Annotated in this window: 23 protein-coding genes; 10 read left to right on the plus strand and 13 right to left on the minus strand. The window is 67.1% G+C overall.

What is annotated here, in order from left to right:
* Positions 1–125 precede the first annotated feature (125 nt).
* The 3 genes from VNN77_09710 (at position 126) to VNN77_09720 (ending at position 2,674) form a co-directional block, all read left to right on the plus strand.
* On the plus strand, positions 126–638 hold the full coding sequence (locus tag VNN77_09710) for a Spy/CpxP family protein refolding chaperone (GenBank protein ID HXG51666.1): 513 nt from the start codon (positions 126–128) through the stop codon (positions 636–638).
* Positions 639–762: 124 nt separating this feature from the next.
* Positions 763–1,551: an alpha/beta fold hydrolase gene (locus VNN77_09715; protein ID HXG51667.1), complete on the plus strand. Its 789-nt coding sequence runs from the start codon at positions 763–765 to the stop codon at positions 1,549–1,551.
* A gap of 124 nt (positions 1,552–1,675) precedes the next feature.
* Positions 1,676–2,674, plus strand: coding sequence for an amidohydrolase family protein (locus VNN77_09720; GenBank protein HXG51668.1), 999 nt, complete (start codon positions 1,676–1,678; stop codon positions 2,672–2,674).
* Between the two features lie 13 nt (positions 2,675–2,687).
* Here VNN77_09720 and VNN77_09725 read toward each other — a convergent pair whose 3' ends face one another.
* Genes VNN77_09725 through VNN77_09735 form a run of 3 tightly spaced genes read right to left on the minus strand, consistent with a single transcriptional unit; the run spans position 2,688 to position 5,029 of the window.
* Complete coding sequence (locus tag VNN77_09725) at positions 2,688–3,263, minus strand: hypothetical protein (GenBank protein ID HXG51669.1); 576 nt, start codon at positions 3,261–3,263, stop codon at positions 2,688–2,690.
* A 42-nt stretch (positions 3,264–3,305) separates the two neighbouring features.
* Entirely contained in the window at positions 3,306–4,505 is a 1,200-nt protein-coding gene (locus VNN77_09730) for a CaiB/BaiF CoA-transferase family protein (GenBank protein HXG51670.1), read from the minus strand.
* Positions 4,506–4,522: 17 nt separating this feature from the next.
* Positions 4,523–5,029: a MaoC family dehydratase gene (locus VNN77_09735; protein HXG51671.1), complete on the minus strand. Its 507-nt coding sequence runs from the start codon at positions 5,027–5,029 to the stop codon at positions 4,523–4,525.
* 69 nt (positions 5,030–5,098) lie between these two features.
* On the opposite strand from VNN77_09735, the gene VNN77_09740 reads away from it, so the two are divergent.
* Positions 5,099–6,259, plus strand: coding sequence for an acyl-CoA dehydrogenase family protein (locus VNN77_09740; protein ID HXG51672.1), 1,161 nt, complete (start codon positions 5,099–5,101; stop codon positions 6,257–6,259).
* Positions 6,260–6,272: 13 nt separating this feature from the next.
* Here the strand turns inward: VNN77_09740 and VNN77_09745 are convergent, their stop codons facing one another.
* A complete protein-coding gene (locus tag VNN77_09745) occupies positions 6,273–7,466 on the minus strand; it encodes an MFS transporter (GenBank protein ID HXG51673.1) in 1,194 nt (397 codons plus the stop codon).
* Between the two features lie 194 nt (positions 7,467–7,660).
* Between VNN77_09745 and VNN77_09750 the strand changes: the two genes are divergently transcribed.
* The 4 genes from VNN77_09750 to VNN77_09765 all read left to right on the plus strand — a co-directional run bounded on the left by VNN77_09750 (position 7,661) and on the right by VNN77_09765 (position 12,252).
* The gene (locus VNN77_09750) at positions 7,661–8,548 is read left to right on the plus strand and encodes a CoA ester lyase (GenBank protein ID HXG51674.1); all 888 of its coding nucleotides are present in this window, start codon (positions 7,661–7,663) and stop codon (positions 8,546–8,548) included.
* A gap of 22 nt (positions 8,549–8,570) precedes the next feature.
* On the plus strand, positions 8,571–9,503 hold the full coding sequence (locus tag VNN77_09755; protein HXG51675.1) for an MBL fold metallo-hydrolase: 933 nt from the start codon (positions 8,571–8,573) through the stop codon (positions 9,501–9,503).
* 48 nt (positions 9,504–9,551) lie between these two features.
* Positions 9,552–10,715 (plus strand): extracellular solute-binding protein, encoded by a 1,164-nt coding sequence (locus VNN77_09760; GenBank protein HXG51676.1) that lies wholly within the window; start codon positions 9,552–9,554, stop codon positions 10,713–10,715.
* A 67-nt stretch (positions 10,716–10,782) separates the two neighbouring features.
* Positions 10,783–12,252, plus strand: coding sequence for an aldehyde dehydrogenase family protein (locus tag VNN77_09765; protein HXG51677.1), 1,470 nt, complete (start codon positions 10,783–10,785; stop codon positions 12,250–12,252).
* Positions 12,253–12,258: 6 nt separating this feature from the next.
* On the opposite strand, the gene VNN77_09770 is transcribed toward VNN77_09765, so the two are convergent.
* The 4 genes from VNN77_09770 to VNN77_09785 are packed head-to-tail and all read right to left on the minus strand — an operon-like array spanning position 12,259 to position 14,358.
* A complete protein-coding gene (locus tag VNN77_09770; protein HXG51678.1) occupies positions 12,259–12,648 on the minus strand; it encodes a VOC family protein in 390 nt (129 codons plus the stop codon).
* Positions 12,649–12,688: 40 nt separating this feature from the next.
* Positions 12,689–13,192, minus strand: a complete 504-nt coding sequence (locus tag VNN77_09775; protein HXG51679.1) for a flavin reductase family protein — start codon at positions 13,190–13,192, stop codon at positions 12,689–12,691.
* A 57-nt stretch (positions 13,193–13,249) separates the two neighbouring features.
* The gene (locus tag VNN77_09780) at positions 13,250–13,846 is read right to left on the minus strand and encodes a GNAT family N-acetyltransferase (protein HXG51680.1); all 597 of its coding nucleotides are present in this window, start codon (positions 13,844–13,846) and stop codon (positions 13,250–13,252) included.
* The gene (locus VNN77_09785; protein HXG51681.1) at positions 13,843–14,358 is read right to left on the minus strand and encodes a TIGR04086 family membrane protein; all 516 of its coding nucleotides are present in this window, start codon (positions 14,356–14,358) and stop codon (positions 13,843–13,845) included. Before VNN77_09785 ends, VNN77_09780 begins: the two co-directional genes overlap by 4 nt.
* A 255-nt stretch (positions 14,359–14,613) precedes the next feature.
* On the opposite strand from VNN77_09785, the gene VNN77_09790 reads away from it, so the two are divergent.
* Positions 14,614–15,330, plus strand: coding sequence for a haloacid dehalogenase type II (locus tag VNN77_09790; GenBank protein ID HXG51682.1), 717 nt, complete (start codon positions 14,614–14,616; stop codon positions 15,328–15,330).
* A gap of 39 nt (positions 15,331–15,369) precedes the next feature.
* Here VNN77_09790 and VNN77_09795 read toward each other — a convergent pair whose 3' ends face one another.
* The 3 genes from VNN77_09795 to VNN77_09805 form a co-directional block, all read right to left on the minus strand.
* Entirely contained in the window at positions 15,370–17,151 is a 1,782-nt protein-coding gene (locus VNN77_09795; protein ID HXG51683.1) for a thiamine pyrophosphate-binding protein, read from the minus strand.
* Between the two features lie 87 nt (positions 17,152–17,238).
* Entirely contained in the window at positions 17,239–17,856 is a 618-nt protein-coding gene (locus tag VNN77_09800; protein ID HXG51684.1) for a glutathione S-transferase N-terminal domain-containing protein, read from the minus strand.
* Position 17,857: 1 nt separating this feature from the next.
* Complete coding sequence (locus VNN77_09805; GenBank protein HXG51685.1) at positions 17,858–19,117, minus strand: MFS transporter; 1,260 nt, start codon at positions 19,115–19,117, stop codon at positions 17,858–17,860.
* 223 nt (positions 19,118–19,340) lie between these two features.
* Here VNN77_09805 and VNN77_09810 point away from each other — a divergent pair, with 223 nt between their 5' ends.
* Positions 19,341–20,303: a TAXI family TRAP transporter solute-binding subunit gene (locus VNN77_09810; protein HXG51686.1), complete on the plus strand. Its 963-nt coding sequence runs from the start codon at positions 19,341–19,343 to the stop codon at positions 20,301–20,303.
* Between the two features lie 55 nt (positions 20,304–20,358).
* Here the strand turns inward: VNN77_09810 and VNN77_09815 are convergent, their stop codons facing one another.
* A complete protein-coding gene (locus VNN77_09815) occupies positions 20,359–21,597 on the minus strand; it encodes a threonine synthase (protein HXG51687.1) in 1,239 nt (412 codons plus the stop codon).
* Positions 21,598–21,694: 97 nt separating this feature from the next.
* The gene (locus VNN77_09820; GenBank protein HXG51688.1) at positions 21,695–22,189 is read right to left on the minus strand and encodes a hypothetical protein; all 495 of its coding nucleotides are present in this window, start codon (positions 22,187–22,189) and stop codon (positions 21,695–21,697) included.
* Positions 22,190–22,219 lie beyond the last annotated feature (30 nt).

Genomic DNA, 22,219 nt, shown 5'->3' on the forward strand with positions numbered 1-22,219 from the left:
CCCCCTGGTGTGCGGCGCGCGGCTATCGGGAGGAGGACGACGATCGGACTTCGGAAGCGGCGGCGTGTAAACCTCCCCGGCCCGGGAGCGTCCAAGAAATTGCATACCGTTTCCGAGGAGGGGTTATGGGCAATTTCGGCAGATTTCTTTCCGCCGCCGCGGCAGGATTGATTGTTCTCTCGCTTTCGCATGCGGGCTCGGCGGCTCCGGCCGGCGAGGAAGGGCCCGGGAAGGGATGGGGCGAAGCCGGGCGGCGCAAGCAGGCGCTGCTCGCCGCCAGAGCCCCGTGGGTCACCATCGCCCTCGAACACCGCAACGAGCTCGACCTGACCGGCGACCAGGTGGCGGAGCTCGAAAAGATACGGAGCCAGCACCGGGCGCAGACCGCTCCGCTCGTCAGGCAGCTGCGAGAAGTCGAGGAGCAGATCGCCGTGCTCCTGCAGGAGAGCCCCGTCAATCTGATCCAGACGAAGCTCAAGATCGCCGAGGCGGAAAAGCTTCGCTCCGAGCTGCGCTATCTGCGGATCGAAGCGCTGGAGAACGGACGGTCGGTTCTGACCCCCGAGCAGAGAGAACGGCTCGAGAAGCTCTTCGCCTCCGGCCGCGGATTTCGCAGGCCGCATACGCGACGCTCCTAGCGCTCCCGTCCCGCTGCGGGGAGAGCCGGCCCGGTCCCGGCTCTTCCCGTGTTTCTTACCCGTGGCGCTCCCGGCTTCCTTGACTTCCAGGGCCGCTCTCGCCTACCCTTTTCGTGTTCAGCACGTGGCCGATTTCAAAGAAAGCCTCTCCGCCCGCCGGGCTCCGGCCGATGACCCGGCCAACACGGTCGCTCGAATTCTTCAGCCGCCGCCGGTCGCGGGGCTGTTCTACGAGATCCGGGGCTTCGTGGAGCTGCCGCGTCTTCTCATGTGGTTTCCCTGTCTGGCGCGGCAACCTCGGGGCAGCGGCCAGCCGGTGATCGTTCTGCCGGGTTACGGCGCCGGAAACCTTTCCACTGCCGCTCTCCAGACCTACCTCCGTTATCTCGGCTACCACGTCCGCGGCATCGGCGGCGGCACCAATAGCGGCGACGCCGCAACCCAGATGCGCCGCGTGCTCCGCCGCGTCATGACGCTCGCCCGCCGGACGACCAGGAAGGTCCAGCTCGTCGGGTGGAGCTTCGGCGGCTACCTCGCGCGCGAAGCGGCGCGCGAGCGGCCCGACCTCGTGGATCAGGTGATCACCCTCGGAACTCCGGTGGTCGGCGGCCCGAAATACACCGTGGTGGCACGCTCGATGCGCCGCCGGGGAATCGACGTCGACGCGATCGCGCTGGAGATCGAGGCGCGCAACCGGACCTCGCTCCTGACCCCGGTGACCGCGATCTACTCGCGGGCGGACCGCGTGGTCGCATGGGAGGCCTGCCTCGATCCCGCAGGCGCCAACGTGGACCACATCGAGGTCTCCACCACCCACCTCGGGCTCGGCTTTTGCCCGGAAGTCTACGAGATCATCGCCCAGCGGCTCGCCCGCGGCGGCACGCCTCTCTCCCGTCCGCCCGCCGGCCGCTGATCTCCCGCCTCTCCGCGCCGCCGGCCTCGCCGCCGCGCTGTTGGTTTGCGCGGAGAAATGAGCTATGCGGTAAAGGTCCGGCGAAGACCGCCGGGAGCGAAAGGAAAGGAGCGAGAACCGAGTCATGGCTGCGGTCGATTTCATCGTCGACGTCCATCACCACTACATGCCCCCGGAGGTCTTCGACCGCCTGGCGGCGCAGGCCGGCGGGCCGCGGATCGTCACCAGAGAAATCAGCCTGACACTGAGCCCGTCGCGCAAGAACCTCGACGCCCACCTCGCCGTGATGGACGAAGCCGGCGTCGGCGTCTCGATCCTCACCGATCAGGTGCAGGTGCTCGGGCCGGACGTCGCGCGGGCGCTGAACGACGGCATCGCCGAGGTCGAGCGCAAATATCCCGGCCGGTTCCGCGGCGCGATCCACCTGCCCGTGCACGAGCCCGAGGCCGCCAGGCGCGAGCTCGAGCGTGGGATCGGCGAGCTCGGGCTCCGCGCGGTCGCGCTGCTCGCCTGCCACCTCGACATTCAGCTCGACAATCCGGTGATGGACCCGCTCTACGAGATCATCCAGAGGAACGGGCTGCCGATCGTCATCCATCCGCAATCGAGGCCGACCGGCTCCGAAACCACTTACAATCTCGACCGCTGCGTGTTCCGTCCGCTGGAAACGACGCAGGCGATCGTGCGCGTGCTGGCGAGCGTGCTGCCGCGCTTCCCGGAGCTGAAGTTCGTCATGCCGCATCTCGGCGGCGCGGCTTCGTCGTTGAAGGGGAGGATGATGGCGTTCTTCGAGCCGCCGGACGCCCCGGTGCCGGCCGGGCTGAAGGGCTACCTCAAGACCCGCTCGGAGCAAAACCGGCTCGGGCTCGCGGAGCGGTTCGAGGCGCTGTTCCGCCGCCTCTACTTCGACACCGCGGGCACCGGCGCCTGGCATCCCGCGCTCGCGGCCGCGTTCAACATGACGACCGCGGACCGCATCATGTTCGGCAGCGATTACCCGCTGGAGTGCAAGAGCGCCGCGAACCTGACCGAGTCGCTCGACATGATCCGCCAGGCTCCCTGTTCCTCCGAAGAGCGGAGCGCGATGCTCGGGAAGACGGCGGCGGAGCTCTTCGGGTTGTAATGGGGGAGGCCCGTCAGGCCGGCAGCCGGGATCTCTCGAAGGCTTCCAGGCAACGGTCGAGGAGCGTTTCCGGATCGCGCTCGAAGATCAGAGCGCCGGGCACGGGCTTTTTGCAGAAGGCGACGATCTCCCGGATGTGGTCGGCGACGCCCCCGCTGCCTTCCAGAACGCCGATGACCTTCCCTTCGTCGCAGGCGATCGTGAACTCGTTGAGGGTTCCGGTCGCGCCACCGACGACGATCACGACGTCCGCCGAGCGCACGGTGATCACGTTGCGGCCCTTCAAGCCGAAACCGGTGTAGACGATCACATCCGCCCCGTCGTCGGGCAGGCGGTAGCGGCTGACGTGCTCCTCGGGGTTCGCGGCCGGCGAGACCCCCACGGCCAGCCCTCCCCGCTCGCGGCAGGCCCGCGCCGCACGCGCCGGCAGCCCCGTGGTGGCCCCCGTGATCAGCACGCAGCCGCGCGCGGCGACCGCCTCGCCGAGCCGGGCGGCGCTCCGTTCGGCCGCAGTAATGTGGGCACCGTCCGGAGCGTCGCTCAGGGACGCTCCCAGCACCCCCACGACCCGTTTGCGCGTCCGCTCCATGTGCTCGACCCGCTCGCTGCCGCGCGACCGCGCGGGCCCGTCTCAGATCGTCCGGTCACGCCTCAGCCGCCCGATCGCCTCGCTGTCGTAGCCGATCTCGCGCAGGATCGCTTCGGTGTCTTCGCCCAGCGCCGGAACGCGGTCATAGCGGCATTCGCTCCCGGACATCTTCAGCGCGTTGGCGATGACCGGCACCTTCCCCACCGGCGACTCCACCTCGCGGATCAACCGGCGCGCCGCAACCTGCGGATGCGCCAGCACCGAAGCGATGCCGCGGACCTCGCCGTGAGGCAGGCCGGCCTTCTTGAGCCGCGCCAGCCAGTGGCGGTGGTCGCGGCCGAGAAAGATCCGCTCGATCGTCTCTTCCAGCTCGGCGCGATTCCTGCGCCGGGCTTCGACCGTCTTGAAGCGCGAGTCCTCGAGCAGATCGGGCCGCTCGATCACCTCCCGGCAGAAGATTTCCCAGTCGGCGGCGCTCGCGACCGCCAGGTTCACGTATTCCCCGTCGGCCGCGAGATAGGGACCATAGGGCGTCACGTAATGGTGGCGCATCCCGATGCGCTGAGGCTCCTCGCCCGCGTGCCAGTAGTGATGCGGAAAGTAGCCGAGCCAGGAAACGATCGAGTCGAACATCGAGACGTCGATGTACTGGCCCTGGCCGCTCTTCTCGCGCTGGTAGAGCGCCAACAGGATGCCGATCGCGGCGTACATCCCCGAAGCGATGTCGGCGATCGCGATCCCCGCCCGCGCCGGACGGTCCGGGTAGCCGGTGGTCGCGATGATGCCGGCCTCTCCCTGGATCAACAGATCGTAGGCCTTGACGTCGCGGTACGGCCCGTCCTGCCCGTACCCGGAGAGCGAGCAGTAGATCAGGCGCGGGTTGAGGCCGCTCAAGCTCTCGTAGCCCAGCCCGAGCCGGGCGGCGACTCCCGGCGCGTAGTTCTCGAAGAAGACGTCCGACCGCCGCGCGAGCCGATGCAGGATCTCCCGCCCGCCTTCCTGCTTGACGTCGACGGTCAGGCTGCGCTTGTTGCGGTTGAGCCAGACGTATCCGGACGACAAGCCGCGCACCACCGAGTCCCAGCTCCGGATGACGTCGCCGGTGCCCGGCCGCTCGACCTTGATCACTTCCGCGCCCATGTCCGCGAGCAGGCAGGTCGCGAACGGCCCCGAGAGCACCTGCTCGAAGGAGAGGATCCTCACGCCGTCGAGAGCGCGGGAAGGCTTTTCGCTGTTCGTCATTCCCTTCCCGAGCCCGGCTATTTGCTTTCCTTGACCGCCGGGAACAGGTCCTTTTTCGGCGCGTGCGCCTTTTTCCACACCATCACGCTGCGCGTGTACTCGATGACGACGCTGCCGTCCTGCTTGACTCCCCGGGTTCGCACCTTGACGATGCCCCACTGCGGCTTCGACCTCGACTCCCGCTTTTCCAGGACCTCGGACTCCGAATAGAGCGTGTCGCCGGCGAAGACCGGATTCGGCAGCTTGATCTCGTCCCAGCCGAGCGCGAAGCCGTTCTCGCTCACGTCGGCGACTCCCATCCCGGCGACGATGGCGAGCGTCAGCGCGCTGTTGATCAGACACTTGCCGAACTCGGTGCGCTTGCCGTACTCGTTGTTGAAATGGATCTGGTTGGTGTTGTTCGTCAGCAGCGTGAACCAGATGTTGTCCGCCTCGGTGACCGTGCGCCCGAGGCGGCAGCGGTAGACGTCGCCCACCTCGAAATCCTCGAAATAACGCCCTTCCCATCCGGGTTTGACCGCCATGATCGCGCTCCTCTTTCTGCGCCGCCGAGTTTACGCTATTAGTGAGACCGTTAATTATAGGAGGAGCCGATGGATTTCAACCTGACCGCGGAGCAGCTCCAGCTGCGCGAAGAGATCCGCCGCGTTTGCAAGGAATTTCCGGACTCCTACTGGCGCGCGATCGACGCGAAGAAAGAATACCCGGAAGCCTTCGTGCGCAAGCTTTCCGAGCTCGGCTGGCTCGCGGCGCTGATTCCCGAGGAGTACGGCGGCAGCGGGCTCGGCATCACCGAGGCGAGCATCATCCTCGAGGAGATCAACCGCTCGGGCGGCGTCGCCACCCCGTGCCACGCGCAGATGTACACCATGGGCACGCTGCTGCGCCACGGCAGCGAGGAGCAGAAAAGGCGCTATCTCCCCCGGATCGCGACCGGCGAGCTCCGGCTGCAGGCGTTCGCCGTGACCGAGCCCAACTCCGGCTCGGAAACCACCCGCCTGCAGACCACGGCCACCCGCCGCGGCGACCGGTACGTCATCCACGGGCAGAAGATCTTCATCTCCCGCGTGCTCCAGTCCGACCTCATGCTGCTGCTCGCGCGCACCACGCCCTACGAGGAGCTGGAGGACAAGACCAGGGGCCTGTCCGTCTTCATCGTCGATCTGCGGGAAGCGAAGGGCAGGCTCGAGGTGAGGCCGCTCGATCTCATGATCAACCATCACACCAACGCGTTGTTCTTCGACGGCGTCGAGGTTCCGGCGGAAAACCTCGTCGGCGAGGAGGGAATGGGGTTTCGCTACATCATCGACGGCTGGAACGCCGAACGCATCCTGGTCGCCGCCGAGGCGATCGGCGACGGCCGCTGGTTCATCGAGCGCGCCGCGAAATACGCTTCGGAGCGCGTCGTCTTCGGCCGGCCCATCGGCGCGAATCAGGGCGTGCAATTCCCGATCGCCCGGGCCTTCGCCGCCATCGAGGCCGCGGATCTGGTGCGCTACCAGGCGGCGACCAAGTTCGACCGCAACGAACGCTGCGGCGCCGAGGCCAACATGGCCAAGCTGCTCGCCTCCGAAGCGGCGTGGGAGGCGGCGAATGTCTGCCTCACGACCCACGGCGGCTACGGCTTCGCCGTCGACTACGATGTCGAGCGCAAGTTCCGCGAGACCCGGCTGCTCACGGTCGCGCCGGTGAGCAACAACCTGGTGCTCGCCTATCTCGGCCAGCACGTGCTCGGAATGCCGAAATCCTACTGACGCGCCGGCCCGGTCACGAGGGCTCGGCGGCCGGCGCCGCGCGCCGCAGCCGCCGGACCGCCCCCATCAGGAACAGGAAGAGCAGCGTCGCGCCGGCGGAGCCCGCGACGAAAACGCCGCCGATGCCGGCGGCGTGGGCGATCAGGCCGCCGACCGCCGGCCCGAGAATGTTCCCCAGATCGCCCGCGGCATTGTAAACCCCCGAGGCCACGCCGCGCCGCACCCGGTTCTCGTCGACGTCCTGGACCAGCCCGACGGCGTTGGCCACGATCACGATCGCGCGCATCAGCCCCGAGCTCACGTAGGCGGTCATGATCGCGCCGAAGCCGGTGAAAAGCGGGATCGTCATCAGGATCGCGGACTGCAGCGGGATCCCGGCGTAGGAGAGGCCCCGGTGGCCGACCCTGTTCACGACGTGGCCGCTGATCGGCCGCGTGATCGCGTTGCACCCGGCGTACGCGGCGCGGATCGCGCCGATCTGCGTCAGGCTCATCCCGACGCTCAGGCCGTAAAGCGAGATGAACACGCCCCCCATCTGGTGCAGCAGGTTGAGGATCAGCGCGACGGCCGCCACCGTGGCCAGCTCGGGCTCGAGCAGCGCCCTCCAGGAGCCGCGGACGCCCGCCCCGGCCGCCTTCGCCCCGCCTCTCTTCGCCGGGCCTTCGGGGACGTGCAGCCGCCACAGCAGAACGCACGGGACGAGCGACAGGAACGCCGCGGCCTGGAAGGTCGAGTCGTAGCCGAAACGGTCGGCGAACCACCCGCCGAAGAAGTTTCCGGTCGAATAGCCCACCGCGAGCGTGCCGACGTAGTAGCCCATGGCGTGGTTGCGGTTCTCCTCCGGCGGCAGCGATTCGACGTAGAAAGCCATGTAGGAAGTCGTCAGCGCGCCGTAAGCGAAGCCGTTCAACGCCTGCACGATCGCGAACGTCAGCGCGTCCGAGGCCAGGCTGTAGGCGAAGTTGGTCGCGCCCATGGTCAGCACCGAGGCGACGATCAGCAGCCGGGCGCGGCCGCGCTCGTAGATCATGCCGATCGGCAGGCGCGAGGCCAGCGCGAAGATCGGCCCGAGCGAAACCAGCGTGCCGATCCCGGCGACGGGAACGCGCAGCTCGTCGAGAAACGGCGGGATGATCGTGGTCGCGGAGTTGGATTGAACGGTGACGGCGATCAGCGGCAGGAGCAGCTTGAACGTTCGGGCTTTCATGTTGGAACGCAGGGAGTCGAAAGATATCTTTCCCTTATCGTACGAAATCGCCGGCGGCGCAACCTCCGCGACCATCGGCCGCGAATAGACATTTGACCGGCCTTGTTGTAAGGAAGCGCAGAGAGATCGGCGGCGCGGACCGGAGGCGAGCCCCGGCCGCCTCCCTGCCGCCGCGCAAGGTGTCGGAGAAACGAATGGACCTCAAGCGCTCCTGGATGTTCGTGCCGGGCCACCGGCAGAAGATGATCGACAAGGCGCTCGGCCTCAACGCCGACGCCGTCATGCTCGACCTCGAGGACGGCGTCGCGCCGGGCGAGAAGGACGCGGCGCGCGCCAACATCGCCGCGTCGCTGCCGCGGGAAAAGGCCCCGGGCTCTCCGGCGCGCTTCGTGCGCATCAACGCCATCGGCCACGAGCGCATGCACGACGATCTCGAAGCGGTGGTCCGCCCCGGTCTCGACGGCCTCGTCTGCCCCAAGGTCGAGACGCCGGAGGAGGTGCGCCGGGTCGCAGAGATCCTCGACGAGCGCGAGCCGAAGCTCGGGATGGCCCCCGGCGGCGTGCGGCTCCTGATCGCCGTCGAAAGCCCGCGCGGCCTGCTCAACGCGCCGGCCATCGCCGCCAGCTCGCCGCGGGTCACCGGCCTGATGTTCGGCGCCGAGGATTTCGGCCGCGAGATCGGCCTGCCGGCGGCGCGCGAAGGCGAGGCCCGCGACATGCTCTACGCGCGCTCCGCGCTCGTGGTCGCCGCGGCGTCGGCCCACGTCCAGGCGGTCGACGGCGTCTGGGTCGACCTCAAGGACTCCGAGGGCCTGCTCGCCTTCGCCCGCCAGTCGCGGCGCCTGGGCTTTTCCGGCATGTCGCTGATTCACCCCTCGCAGATCGATCCGATCAACGCCGTCTTCAGCCCGACGCCGGACGAAATCGACTACTGCCGCAGGATCCTGCAGGCCTTCGAAGAGGCGACCGCTCGCGGCGACGGCTCGATCGCGTTCGGCGGCCAGCTGATCGACCGCCCGATCGTCGAACGGGCGCGCCGGACGCTGGAGATGGCGAAGACGCTCGGCCTCTGCTCCTCGTAACGCAAGCCGTGGAGGTGGCGCCATGAAAGGGACGGTTCGGCTTCTTTTGCCCCTGGTCTGGCTGGCGGCGGCCGGCGCCTCGGCGCCGGTCCGGATGACGCCGGTGAAAGTGACCGACGGCGTCTACATGTTCGAGCACTCCCGCGGGTCGGGAAACTCGACCGTGGTGATCACGGACGACGGCGTGCTCGTGCTCGACTTTCACATCGACAACGCCGACCAGACGCTGGCGGGCATCCGCAAATTGACGGACAAGAAGGTGCGGTACCTGATCTCTTCCCACAGCGCCGGCGACCATTCTTCGGGCGCCTGGCATTTCCGCGAGGACCGGCCGATCTACATCGCGACCAGGAACCAGGCCAGAGACCTCTTCATGCAGGAAGGCAGGGAGTTCGAGCAGCGCAAGAGCTCGAACGATCCGCGGTACGCCGCCTACCGCAAGGGAGAGCTGGTGCGGCCCGACATCGCCTTCGACGGCAGCATGACGCTCTACTTCGGAGGGCTCACCTTCCAGATCACGGCCGAAGGCCGGGGCCACAGCACCGGCGATCTCACCGTCTACATCCCGCAGAAGCGCGTGATGCTGATGGGCGACCTCCTCGACACGGAAATCCATCCCGGTCAAGGCGAGTCGGGAGAGATCTTTTACTCGAACGTCCAGGGCTGGATCGACATTCTCGACCGGATCATGGCCCGCAACCTGCCGGTGGACACGTACGTTCCCGGCCACGGGCCGGTGCACGTCGGCCGCGGCGTCCGGGACCTCGAGGAGCAAAAGCGCTATTTCATCGTGATGCGCGACGAGGTCGCCAGGATGGTGCGGGCGGGAAAGACGCTGGAGCAGATCGAAAAGGAATTCAAGGTGCCGCAGGAATTCGCCCATTACAAGAGGCCGGAGCGGCTGCGCAGCTTCCTGAAGCTGTTCTATCACCAGCTGCTCGAGCAGGGCTATTGAACCCGCGGGAGCGCGGACCCTGCGGTGCATCGCAAGGAGGAGCTTCGAATGGGATCGACCGAGGAGTTCACCGCCAGGTGGACATCGACCGAAAGAAGACCGAGACCCGGACAGAGCGGTCGCAACAACGTCGGGCCGCGATCTCCGCGTGCCGGTGAGCTCGTCAACGGCTTTTGCGCCTTGATTCTGGCGGTGACCTGCTCCAGCGCGGCCTGGGCGCAGGGCGGGCGGCCCGCGAAAGCCGCCGACCTCGCCGCCTACGACCGGCCGGACCGGGAGCAGGTGCTCTATGCCGGAGCCAGGAACGAGGGCAAGGTCACGTGGTACACCTCCCTGGCGGGCGGATCCTACAAGGAGCTGGCGGCGACGTTCGAGAAAAAGTACCCCGGGGTCAAGGTGGAGGCCTACCGGGCCACGAGCCAGGAGCTGACCGCAAGGGTCGTGACCGAAAGCCAGGCCCGCCGCTTCATCGTCGATACGATCGAGTCCACGATTCCCCTGCTGCGTTTCATGCTCGACAACAGGCTCTTGCTGCCCTATTTCTCGCCGCCGCTTTCCAGGTATCCCGACTTCAGCAAACAGCCCGCCGCCAGGAAAGGTCTGGTCTACTGGGCCATCGACCGCGAATCGCACATCGTTCTCTCCTACAACAAGAAATCGATTCCCGCCGACGCCGTCCCCAAAAACTACGAGGGGCTCCTGAACCCGCGCCTCAAGGACAAGATCGGCCTCGCGGGCTCGGACACCGGGACGCGGACCATCGGCGCGATGCTCAAGTTCAAGGGCGAAGAGTTCCTGCAGAGGCTCAAGGCGCAAAACCCGGCGATCCACAACGTCTCCGGGCGCGCGCTCCTGGACATGGTGATCTCGGGCGAGGTGGGGCTGTCGCCGACGACGTTCCGCAACCACGCGGAAGTCTCCATCGCCGAAGGGGCGCCGATCGCCTGGGTGCCGATGGATGTCGTGCCGACGAACTCGGGCTCGACGGCCGTCGCCGCCCAGCCGCCTCATCCGCACGCCGCCCTGCTCTTCGCCGACTTCATCCTCGGGGCCGACGGCCAGAAGGTGCTCGCCAAATACCAGTACGGCAATCCCACGCAGGACTACGGCTTCAAGCGCTGGTACCCGGACCAGGAAGGCAGGACCACGGAGGAGTACGAGAAGCTCGACGCCCGCTGGGAGAAGCTGCTGAGAGAGCTCGGGCGAAAGTAGCGCCGGAGAGCCCGGACGGCCGAAGCCGGCCGCGTCCGAACGCTCCGGTGCGGACAGGAGACTTGCCATGCGGACAGGCTCGTATATCGACGGCAAGTGGTTTCATCCGAAAAGCGAGCGCCTGATTCGAAACGTCAACCCGGCCGACCCGGACGACGTGATCGCCGAGTTCCCGGCCGCCACCGCCGAGGACGTCGAGCGCGCCGTCGCGGCCGCTCAGGCCGCCTGGAGACCATGGAAGAAGACTCCGGGGCCGGAGCGCGGCCGCGTGCTCTGGCGCGCCGCGGACATCGCCCGCCGGCGCGCCGACGAGATCGCGCGCGTGCTCACCCGCGAGGAAGGAAAGATTCTGAAGGAAGCCAGGGGCGAGGTGCTGAAGGGGATCTCGCTCCTCGAGTTCTACGCGGGCGAGGGCTTCCGGATGCACGGCAAGACCCTTCCCTCGGAAGCCCGCGACTGCTTCACCTACACGATTCGCCGGCCGCTCGGCGCCGTCGGGCTGATCTCTCCCTGGAATTTCCCGTGGGCGATCCCCGTCTGGAAGTCCGCGCCCGCGCTGGTCGCGGGAAACACGGTGGTTTTCAAGCCCGCGGAGCTGACGCCCGCCACCGCGGCGCTCCTGACGGAGATCTACGAGGAAGCCGGCGTGCCGCCGGGCGTGTTCAACATGGTCGTCGGCTCCGGCTCGGTGGTCGGCGAAGCGATGGTCGGCTCGCCGGCCCTGCGCGCGATCTCGTTCACCGGCTCCAACGAGGTGGGAGCCGCCCTCTACGCCAAGGCGGCGCGCCGGGGAGCCAAAGTGACCTGCGAAATGGGCGGCAAGAACGCGGTGATCGTCATGCCGGACGCCGATCTCGACAAGGCGGCCGCCGCGATCCACGGCGGGGCTTTCGGCTCGACCGGACAGCGCTGCACGGCGACCTCGCGCGTCATCGCCGCGCCGGAGATCAAGCAACGGCTGGTCGAGCGCCTCGCCGAGGGCGCTCGCGCGATCAAGATCGGGCCCGGGCTGGACGAGAACGTCGACATGGGGCCGGCCGTCGACGCGAAGCAGTACCGGACCGATCTCGACTACATCGAGATCGGCCGGCGCGAGGGAGCCCGGCTCGTCCTCGGCGGCAAGAGGCCGGAGCACCTGCCGAAGGGCTACTTCGTCGAGCCGACGATCTTCGACGACGTCGCGCCGGCGATGCGCATCTTCAAGGAGGAGATCTTCGGCCCCGTGCTCTGCGTTACCGCCGCCCGGAACCTCGAAGAAGCCCTGGCCTGCGCCAACGCGGTCGACTACGGCCTCACCGCCTCGATCTTCACCGAGAACGTCGATACGATCATGAACTTCGTCGAGGAGGTCGAGACCGGAATGGTCCACGTGAACGAGCCGACCATCGGCGGCGAGGCGCAGCTGCCGTTCGGCGGCACCAAGGCGACGGGAGTAGGCGAGCGTGAGATGGCGGAAGAAGGGCTGAACTTCTTCACCGAGCTGAAAACCGTCTTCATCAACTACTCGGGCAAGGCCGAGCGGCTGATGATCCGGTAAGGAACGTCACCGCTTCTCCTTCTCCACCGGGGCGGCCCCGACCCAGTGGCCGACGTCGACGACGATGCCCTCGGGCCCCACGAACTTGTCCTCGTAGTAAGCCGTACCGAGGTTGACGGTTCCGGCCTTCCTCGCGCCGGCCGCCTCCATCATCGAGGCCGTCTCCCCGTCGTCCTCCGGAGTGAATCCGATGTGATCGATCCCGGCCCGCCTCGTTTCCCCATCCCGCAGGCCGGCGTCGAGCGGCAGGACCGTGATGTTGACCGTGCCGTCGGACAGATCGACGGCGTTGTTCGCCCGCTTCTGGCAGAGGGTCATCCCGAGAGCCTCGACGAAGAACTTCGCCATGCCGTCGACGTCGGCGGCGCGATAAGCGATGTGCCTTATTTTCGCCATCTCTTTCTCCTTCGGCCGCAACGAGGCCCGGCCGGATCGATCAGCCGCCGTAGAAGACCTTGTCGCCGAGATCTTTGAGCGTCAGCGTAAGATCGTCCGGGCGGCCCGCGGGCAGCGCCTGCACGCCCGCATCCTGCACCTCGCCGACGAAGATCGAGTGGTCGCCCCGCTCCACCGTCTCGACGAGCCGGCACTCGACGAAGGCCGGCGCGCTTTCGAGAATCGGAGCCCCCAGCACCCCTTTCCGGAACGGCTCTCCGCCGATCCGGTTCCCCTCGCGTTCGAGCGGCTTGAAAAAGGTGAACGCCTGGCTCTTTTGATCCTTGCCCAGGACGTTCAGCGCAAAGATCCCGGTTTCCTTGATGATGGCGTGCGCCCCGGAGTCCGCCTTGACTCCGACCACCACCAGCGGCGGTTGAAACGCCGTCTGCGTCACCCAGTTGACCGTCGAGGCCGCCACCCTTCCGTCGGGGCTTTCCGCCGTGAGGACGTACAGCCCGTACGGGATCATTCTCAGCGCCGTTTTTTTGGCTTCCGCATCCATTGCTCGTCCTTTCTATTCGCCCCGGCGGCCGTTTCCGCCGCGGGCGACGCGCCGATTCTATGAGACCGGACGGGATTGTGCAAGCGCCGGAAGGCGAAACGCCAGGATCGCATAGCGCCTCGGTCCGACCTCGAACCCGCCGACCTCCGCCATCCCCAGACCGGCGCGGTGAGCGGCGAGCGAATGGGGATTGTCGCGCGCGACGAAGGCGACGCCGACGTCGAAACGACCGGCGAGGTCTCGCTTCTGCGCCTCGTAGAGAGCGCGTAAAACCCCCGAGCCCCGGTGCTCCCTGGCGACGCAAACCGGGCCGTAGACGTAAGTGCGATAATCGCGCAGCAACTTTCCCTCCAGCTCGGCCCGATCGTAGCACTCGAACATGCGCGCCAGCACGGGCGAGCCGTGATCGAATTCGTTGCGAAACGCGCAGACGTAGCCGGCGAGACCCCCGGGAGCCACGGCCACGACGATTCCCAGATCGGCCGCCATCGCCGCGATTTGCTCTTCCGTGAACTCGGCCGAGAGAAACCCCTGGGCGCGCTCTTCCGGCGGGAGGTTCTCGACGTAGTTCGCCGACTGCAGCCGCAGGATCGCCGGAAAGTCGGCCGGCTCCGCGCGCCGCAGGATCAGGTCGGGCAGGTTCCCGGACGTCATGCGCCGCCCCCTGTGCCCTCCCCCGGGGGATAGAAACTTTTCAGTCCTTCCGCGGCATAGCCGCCCAGGGCGCCGGCGGGAATTGCGGCGAGATAGGCGAGGGTCGAGTACCACTGGGGAAGATCCGATTGATCGAAGCCCGCGAGCTGCATCAGAGCGCCGACCAGGATGGATCCGACGCCCACCAGGGCGCCGTGCTTGATTTCGAGCTGGCCCGCCCTGCGCGCGGCATAGTAGCCGCCGATCGCCGTGCCGAGCGCGCCGATCACCAGCGAGGCGATCAGACCTTCCTGGGTGGCCCAGAATTCCGCGGCCGCCTCTTCGGAAAATCCGCCCTTCTCGGCGGCCTTCTCGGCCACGACGTAGAAAAGGTAAGCCCCGGCAAGCACGTAGGTCGCCACGATGTCGACGACGATCCCCGCGATGATCGGAACGATCTTGACGCCGGAGAAAAAACCGGCGGGCTCGATGGACGGCGGCAGAGCTGCCGGAGAACGCTGGTCGTTTTGCATGGTGCCGCGAGGCTCGAAGGCCTCTCCTCCTCGCTCAGGGGTCGTTGTCCGTCGCCGGAGAAAAAGCGGGCGCGTTTCGCGGCGAAGCCCGCGCCCGGCGCTCCTTAACCATTGGTCTTTTTCGCCGCGCCGTCAAGCCGCCGGTACGCACAGCCCCGCGTTTGCCCGCCGCCGGGCGTTGGACTAATATCCATTCGTCGTCCCGAGGCGGCAAGGCACGCCTGTCGCCGAAACCGTCGGGGCGCCCGAGAGCCGATGGCAGACCCAGGCGAAATCAAAGTCCTCGCGTTCGACGTGTTCGGAACCGTGGTCGACTGGCGCTCCAGCATCATCGCGGAGGGCGAGCGGCTCGGGAAAAGCCGGGGCCTGTCCGTCGACTGGGCCGCGTTCGCCGACGCCTGGCGGGCGGCCTACCACCCCTCGCTCAAGCGCGTCGCCGACGGCGAGCTGCCGTGGACCAGACTCGACGATCTGCACCGCTCTTCCCTGCGCGCTCTCATCGAACGGTTCGGCATCGAAGGGCTCGCCGACGACGAGGTCGAGCATCTCAACCGCGTCTGGCACCGGCTGAAACCATGGCCGGACGCCGTACCGGGCCTGGTGCGGCTGAAGAGCCGGTTCATCGTCACGACGCTCTCCAACGGCAACATTTCACTGCTCACGGAAATGGCCAAGCTGGCCGGCCTGCCGTGGGACTGCATCCTGTCGGCCGAGATCGTCCGCCGCTACAAGCCCCACCCGGAGGTCTATCTGATGGTGCCGCGCCTGTTCGACCTCGCCCCCGGACAGGTGATGCTGGTCGCCGCCCACGAGCACGATCTGCAAGGGGCGCAAGGACAGGGGCTGAGGACCGCTTTCGTCCACCGGCCGCTGGAGCACGGCCCGGACCGGCCTTCCTCTCTTCCCCCTCCGGGTCGCTACGACTACGTTGCCCGCGACTTCCTCGACTTGGCGGGACAGCTGGGGGTTTGACGGTTTCCGGCTTCTGTTTCTTTCACCGGGAGCCGGAAACTATCTCATCTGGCAAACCACATCGACCAGCGCCGGCCTTCCTTCCTTCACCACCTTCACAGCCTCGCGCAATGTCTTGGTCAGATCCCTGGGCTCCGTGATCGGGCCGGCGCCCCAGCACCCGTAGGTTCTCGCCATCGCGCCGAAGTCGACTTCGGGGTCCTCGATGCGGATTCCGACGGTCTTGTTCTCGACCGGCCGGTTGCGTGCGATCGCGATCCGTTCCTGGTGTTCCTCGTCGTTGAAATAGGACCGGTTGCTGCAGACGACGACCAGCAACGGGATCTTGTGATGGACCGCGGTCCAAAGCCCGCTCACGGTGAAGAGCAGATCGCCGTCGGGCTGAATGTCGACGCAAAATTTCCCGGACCCCTTGCAGGCCAGCGCCGCGCCGAGCGACGCCGGCAGGCCGTAGCCCAGCCCGCCGCCCTTGTATTTGCCCAGAATCTGGTTGAAGTTCGTAGCCGGAAGGTACAGATTTTCCTTGCCCTGGGAGCTGCCGTTGGTCAGGACCCAATCCTCGCCCTTGAGCGCTTCGCTCAGCTCGGCGTAGAGGCGGGTCATGGCGATCGGCCTTTCGTCCCACTTGGCGGATTTCTCCTTTTCGAGCGCCTCCCGCTTCTCGGCGTAGAGTTTCCCCCACTCCGCGCGCCGCCGGTCGATCTCCCCCTGCAACTTTCCGAGCCGTTCCTTTTCGGCCCTCAGCCTTCGCACCAGCTCGGGAAGGAAAACCGAGGTGTCGGCCAGGATCATCAGGTCCGCTTCGCGCAGCTTGTTGAAGTCCGCGGACCAGGCGCGCACGAGGAGATCGTCGAGCGCGACGTTGATGATCTTGGCTCCGGGCGCGAGCAGAGGCGACGGCCTGCGGTTTCCCTTTTCCTGAACCCGCTTGGTGATCGCCCCTTCCAGGTCCGGAACGTCGAGCGCGAGGAGCAGGTCCGCCTGCGGAATCACCTTTTCGTGCTGCCCGGTGAGGTTCAGCGGGTTGTGGACGGGAAAATTGAACCGTCCGAACTGATCGAGCACAGGAGCGGCGAGCAGCTCCGCCAGCTCGCCCAGCGCCCTGAATCCCGCTTCCCGCCTCCCGACCCAGTCCGCAACGATCACCGGCCGCCTCGCCTCGAGGAGCATCCGCACCGTCTTTTCGAAGCCTTCCTCGGGCGCTTGGAGCGGCAGCGGCGCCGGGTAGCGGTCGAGGGAGGGGAAGGTGATCTCGCCGTCGAGCCGCTTTTCCTGCACGTCTCCGTCGTAGCACAGATAGACCGGCCCCTGGGGATCGGTGGTCGCGAGCCTGTAGGCGCGAATGAAGGAATCGGGAATGGCTTCGACGCTCGCCGGCTGATCGTCCCATTTGACGAAGTCGCGGACGAGGTTCCCCTGAACCAGTGCCGTATGGACCCAGTCGATCCAGGGACGGCGGTTGGCGGTATCCATGGGCCCGGTGCCCCCCAAGACGATCACGGGCAGGCGATCGCACCAGGCGTTGTAGATGGCCATCGCCGCATGCTGCAGCCCGACGACGTTGTGTACGGCGGCGGCCATCGGCCTGCCCTTGGCGCGGGCATAGCCGTGCGCCAGGGCGACCGCGATCTCCTCGTGCGTGCACAGGATGATCTCCGGCGCGTGGTTGCCGCCGTAGTTGACGAGGGAATCGTGCAAGCCGCGGAAAGTCGCGCCCGGGTTCAGCGCCACGTACTCGAACTCGAACGCCTTCAACAGGTCCACGATCACGTCGGAGCCCCATTCCGCGCGGGGCTTTTCGATTTTCTGCGCTCTGGCCATCGTCAGCTCCTTTTTATTTTCCGGTTTCCGGTTTTCCTGCCTTCCCGTTGAACTCTGGATAATGCGCCGGCACTTTTCGTTTCCGCTTCACAGCTTCGGGACTTCCATTCCCCGCTGAACCGCCGGGCGCGCGCCGACGGCGTCGAACCATCGCTTCACGTTGGGAAAATCCTCGAGCTTCACCTGGTGGATCGGATGGCGCGACACCCACGGGTAGGTCGCGATGTCGGCGATCGAGTACTCGTCGCCGAGAAACTCGTTCGCGGCCAGATGTCGATCCAGCACCCCGTAGAGCCGGAGGGCCTCCCTGTGAAACCGCTCGATGGCCGCGGGCACCTTCTCCGCTGCGCGAAAGAAGTAGTTCGCCTGGCCGAAGATCGGACCGACGCCTCCCATCTGGAACATCAGCCACTGGACCACTCGATAGCGGCGGCGCATATCGGTCGGCCACAGCTTCCCCGATTTCTCCGCGAGATACATCAGAATGGCTCCCGATTCGAACAGCGTCATCGGTCGGCCCCCCGGCCCGTCGCTGTCAACGATCGCCGGAATCTTGTTGTTCGGATTGATCGCGAGATACTCGGGCCTGAGCTGCTCTCCCTGCGCGAGGTTGACGGGATGCACCTCGTAAGGCATGCCGATCTCCTCGAGCATGATCGAAACCTTCTTCCCGTTGGGCGTGCCCCATGTGTAAAGGTGAATCATCTCAGGTCCTTTCCCCGGAGGTCTGCGCTTCCACCACGCGCGCGCTCGCCCAAACGATAAACACGGAAACGATCAAACATGCAAGGGATACCCAGAACGCCACGGCGTAGCTGCGCGTGAGGTCGAAGAGAAAGCCTCCGAGCCAGGCGCCGGCCGCGCCGCCGAGCCCGATGCTGAACGTGAAATAGCCGAAGATCGCCCCGAAGTGCCTGCCGTGAAAGATATCGGCCGAGATCGCCGACAGCACGAGGGCGCGCGATCCCTGGCCCAGCCCGTAGCAGACCGCGTAGGCATAGAGCAGCCACGGGGCCGAGGCGTCGTGCATCGCCAGCAATGCGGCGATTCCCGCCGCCGAGACGATCTGCACCCACGTAAAGACCATCTGGCGGTTCAAGACGTCGGCGAGATAGCCGAAGAGGATTCTCCCCCCGATGCTGATGACGCCCATCAACCCGAAGATCGACGCGGCGAAGACCTTCGGGAAGCCGACGTCGACGGCGTGGGCGATTTGATGCGTGACGACGATCTGGTTGCCCATGCTGGCCAGCGTCCGCGCGATGAACAGGAGCCAGAAAGCGGAGTTCGTGAGCGCCCTCTTGACCGTCCACTCGTCTTCGCGCTCGCTCTTGGGCTCCGCTTCCGCCCCCGCCGCCCGCTCCGGGGCGGGATTCGAGCCGCGCGGCAGGAAAAACGGCACCGGCGGAATCACGATCAGCGCCGTAACCGCCGCGAGCCCGAGATAGGCCGCCGACCAGCCCCAGCGGTCGACCATCAGTTGCGCCAGCGGCACCAGCAGCACGATGCCGACGCCGCCGCCCGCCCAGGCGATCCCGAGAGCGGTGCCCCGCCGCTGCGGAAACTCGCGCGCGATGACGGCCGCGTGCGGCACCATGCCGATCAGGGCGATGCCCGCCGCGCTCACGATGCCGATCCAGAAATAGAACTCCGCGAGCGTCGAAACCGTCGAGGCGAGCGCAAGGCCCGCGGCCAGGAGCGCGCCGCCCGCGACCAGAGTCCTGCGCCCGCCGAAGCGGTCGATGAGACCGCCCGCCCACGGGAGGCAGACGCCTTCGAAGACGATCGCGAGCGAGATCGCGCCGGCGGTCGCGGCGCGCGACCAGCCGAAGGCGTCCAGCATCGCGACGAAGAACACGCCGAACGTGCCGTGAAGGCCACGACCGACGCCGATGTGCAGGAAGGCCAGCGCGACCAGCCCGTATCTGCGAAGAAGCTCCGTCCGGGTTGTGCTCTGCCGGGACATGGCCGGATGCAGGATGGTTCTTTCCCTGCTTTTCCTCCCTTCACTCTCACCAACGCTTTTCTATCAGGCGCACGCAAAACTCAAGCGCCGCCGGAGCGGCACGGCGCCGCGTTTTTTCCCCTCCCTATTGACAGCGCCGCCGGCAGCCCCGTAAGGTAGCGGAACCGAACGACCGGAACGGCCCGGACGGCCGACCGGCGGGCGGCGACTCCGGAGGTCGATCATGGAACCGCTTCCTAAAGGCGCGAACTTTCAACGGGCTTTGATGCTCTGGGAAATCGGCCTGCACATCGCCGGCAACCCGCTCACCCCTTACTACGGCCCGCGCGATATGTGCATTTGCGTCGGCAGCGGCTCGCACGAAAGCTTCAAGCCGTGGCTGCGGATGTCCACCGGCTCCCCCATCCTGGCGCACGCCGTCTGTCGCGGCGAGCTGGAGGCGGCCATGATCAATCCCTCCGGCCTCCTCACTCAGGCCTATCGCGGCACGGGCCTGTTTCCCGAGCCGCTGCCCGTGCGCATTCTCGCCGTCTACCCTTCGCTCGACCACTTCGTTTTCGCGATTCATCCGCGGACCGGCCTCCGCTCGCTCGCCGAGATCAAGGAGAAGAGGTACCCGCTGCGGCTCTCGATCCGCGAGGACGCCACCCACTCGACACGCGTGCTCCTCGATCAGACGCTCGCGGCGTACGACATGACGCTCCAGGACATCGAGTCCTGGGGCGGAAGCCTGCAGCTGAACGGCGGGCCCGGCGACGCGCGGCGGATGAAGGCTCTGGGCGAGGGGACGATCGACGCGATCTTCGACGAAGGGCTGGTGCTCTGGCTGGACGAGGCGCTCGCGTGCGGCATGCAGCCGGTGACGCTCGACGACTTCGCCTTCAGGCGTCTGCTCGACCTCGGCTGGCGCAAGTACACGATCAGGCCGGGCCGCTACAAGAACCTCACGCAGGAGCACACCTGCATCGATTACAGCGGCTGGCCGCTCTACACGCGCGCGGCGCTGCCCGACGACGACGCCTACAAGATCTGCGACGCGATCATGGCGCGCAAGGACCAGATCTACTGGGAAAGCAGCTACGCCGGGATCGACCAGCTCGGGCGGGATACCGACGCCACTCCCCGTGACGTTCCGCTCCATCCCGGCGCCGAGCGCTGGTACCGCGAGCACGGCGTCGCGGTGTGACGGCGTCGCGCCGGGACGCTACGTTTCGGCGGAGCCGGGCCGCCCGGCGGCAGCCTCATCCGCTTTCCCTCTCGAGCCGCTCGCGGAGCGCCGCAAGCGACGGGCGGATCGGCCGCAACTCCTCCTCCGGCAGAGCGACCGCTTCGGGCTGCTTGAGCCCGTGGCCGGTGATGTTGCAGACCACGACTTCATCGCTTCGGATCACCCCCTGCTCGCGCAGCCTTCTGGCGGCCGCCACGGAAGTCGCCGCGGCGGGCTCGGCGAAAACGCCGGCCAGCCGCCCGGCGAGCTGCTGCGCCTCCAGGATTTCCGGATCCGCCAGCGCGATCGCCGTCCCGTTCGACTCGCGGATCGCCGCGAGCGCGCGCCAGCCGAGCGAGACCGGGTTGCCGACCTGGATGCTTTCGGCGACCGTCGGCCGCGCCGCCACCGGCTCGACGTCCGCCAGGCCGCGCTCGAAGGCCGCGACGATCGGGGCCGCCGCCGCGCTCTGTGCCGCGACGAGCCGCGGAGCGCGCGCGATCCAGCCCAGAGACAGGTACTCGTTGAATCCCTTCCAGGCGGCGTAAAGGCCCGTCCCTCCCGCCGTCGGATGGATCAGCCAGTCGGGAACCTCGCCGTCGAGCTGATCGACGAGCTCGTAGGCGTAGGATTTCTTGCCTTCGTCCCGGTACGGATTGGACGACAGGCAATCGTACCAGCCGAACTCGCGCAGGGCGGCCCTGTAAAGCCCGGCCACCTCCATGTCGAAGTCTCCGTCGACCACGATCACCGTCGCGCCGTACGCCCGCGCCTGGACGATCTTCGCGGGCGCCGTCCCCGCCGGCACCATCACCACGCTCTTCATCCCGGCGGCGGCCGCGTACGCCGCGACCGACGCGGCGGCGTTGCCGGTCGACATCACCGCGGCGGTCGCGAAGCCGAGCTCTTTCCCGCGCGAGATGCCGACGCTGTTGCTCCGGTCCTTGAGCGACCCCGTGGGGAGCACCGTGTCGTTCTTCAGGTAAAGACGCTCGAGGCCGATCCGCTCCCCCAGACGGCGCGCGTGGAGCAGCGGCGTCATTCCCTCCCCCAGCGACACGACCGACTCCCGCCGCTCGACGGGAAAGAAATCGAACCAGCGCCAGATCGTGCGCTCCAAGCTTTGCCGAAAAGCGCTCGTCCCCGAAGCCGCCAGATGGCCGATCTCGAGCCGCACCTCGAGCACCGTGTTGCACGCAGGGCAACGAAAGGCCGCCGGCGCCGAGGGCTCGCTGCCGCATCTGGGACAACGCAGGCCGCTGACTCTTCCCATGCTACCTACGGTTTCAGCTTTCCGGTTCCCCGGTCCTGCTCCACGTTGAACCCGGAACCTTCGAACTTTTGAACGATCTGAACGATTGCGGGGCCGCTCATGTTCTTTTCTCCAGCTCGCGCAGCGTCTTTTCCAGCTCGCCCTCCAGATCGGACACGTCGAAGCCGGCCGCCCGCGCCCCGTCGAGCGTCGCGATGCAGATCATCATCATGTCCAGGCATTCGCGCGGCGGCGGCTCGTCGCGGTGGTCGCGCAGGTAATGCTCGATGCGGCCCTTCAAGGTGAAAAAATCCTTCAGGCAAACCGCCGGCGGCAGCGCCTGCAAAGGCCCGGTGTTGGCGGTGGACGGCGGAAACGCAATCCCGCCGGGATCGGCCAGAGCGATCTGGCGGCCGCCCTCGAACAGCAGGACGAGATACGCGTCGCCGGTTTCGGGGTGAATTTTCTCCTCGAAGGCCTTCAGCTCGCTCCACCGAAGCGCGATACTCTTCCCGGAGGCGACGTCGAGCAGCACCGAGGCGTCGTCGTCGTAGAGCACCGCGTGGCGGTGCCTTTCCGCCCACGCCCGTACCTTTTCCCTTGCCTGATCCACCGCAGCGCTGCCGTTTCCGGCTCCCGGTCT

This window comes from Candidatus Zixiibacteriota bacterium (assembly GCA_035574315.1).
In the GTDB taxonomy this organism is placed as follows: domain Bacteria; phylum Desulfobacterota; class Binatia; order UBA9968; family UBA9968; genus DATLYW01.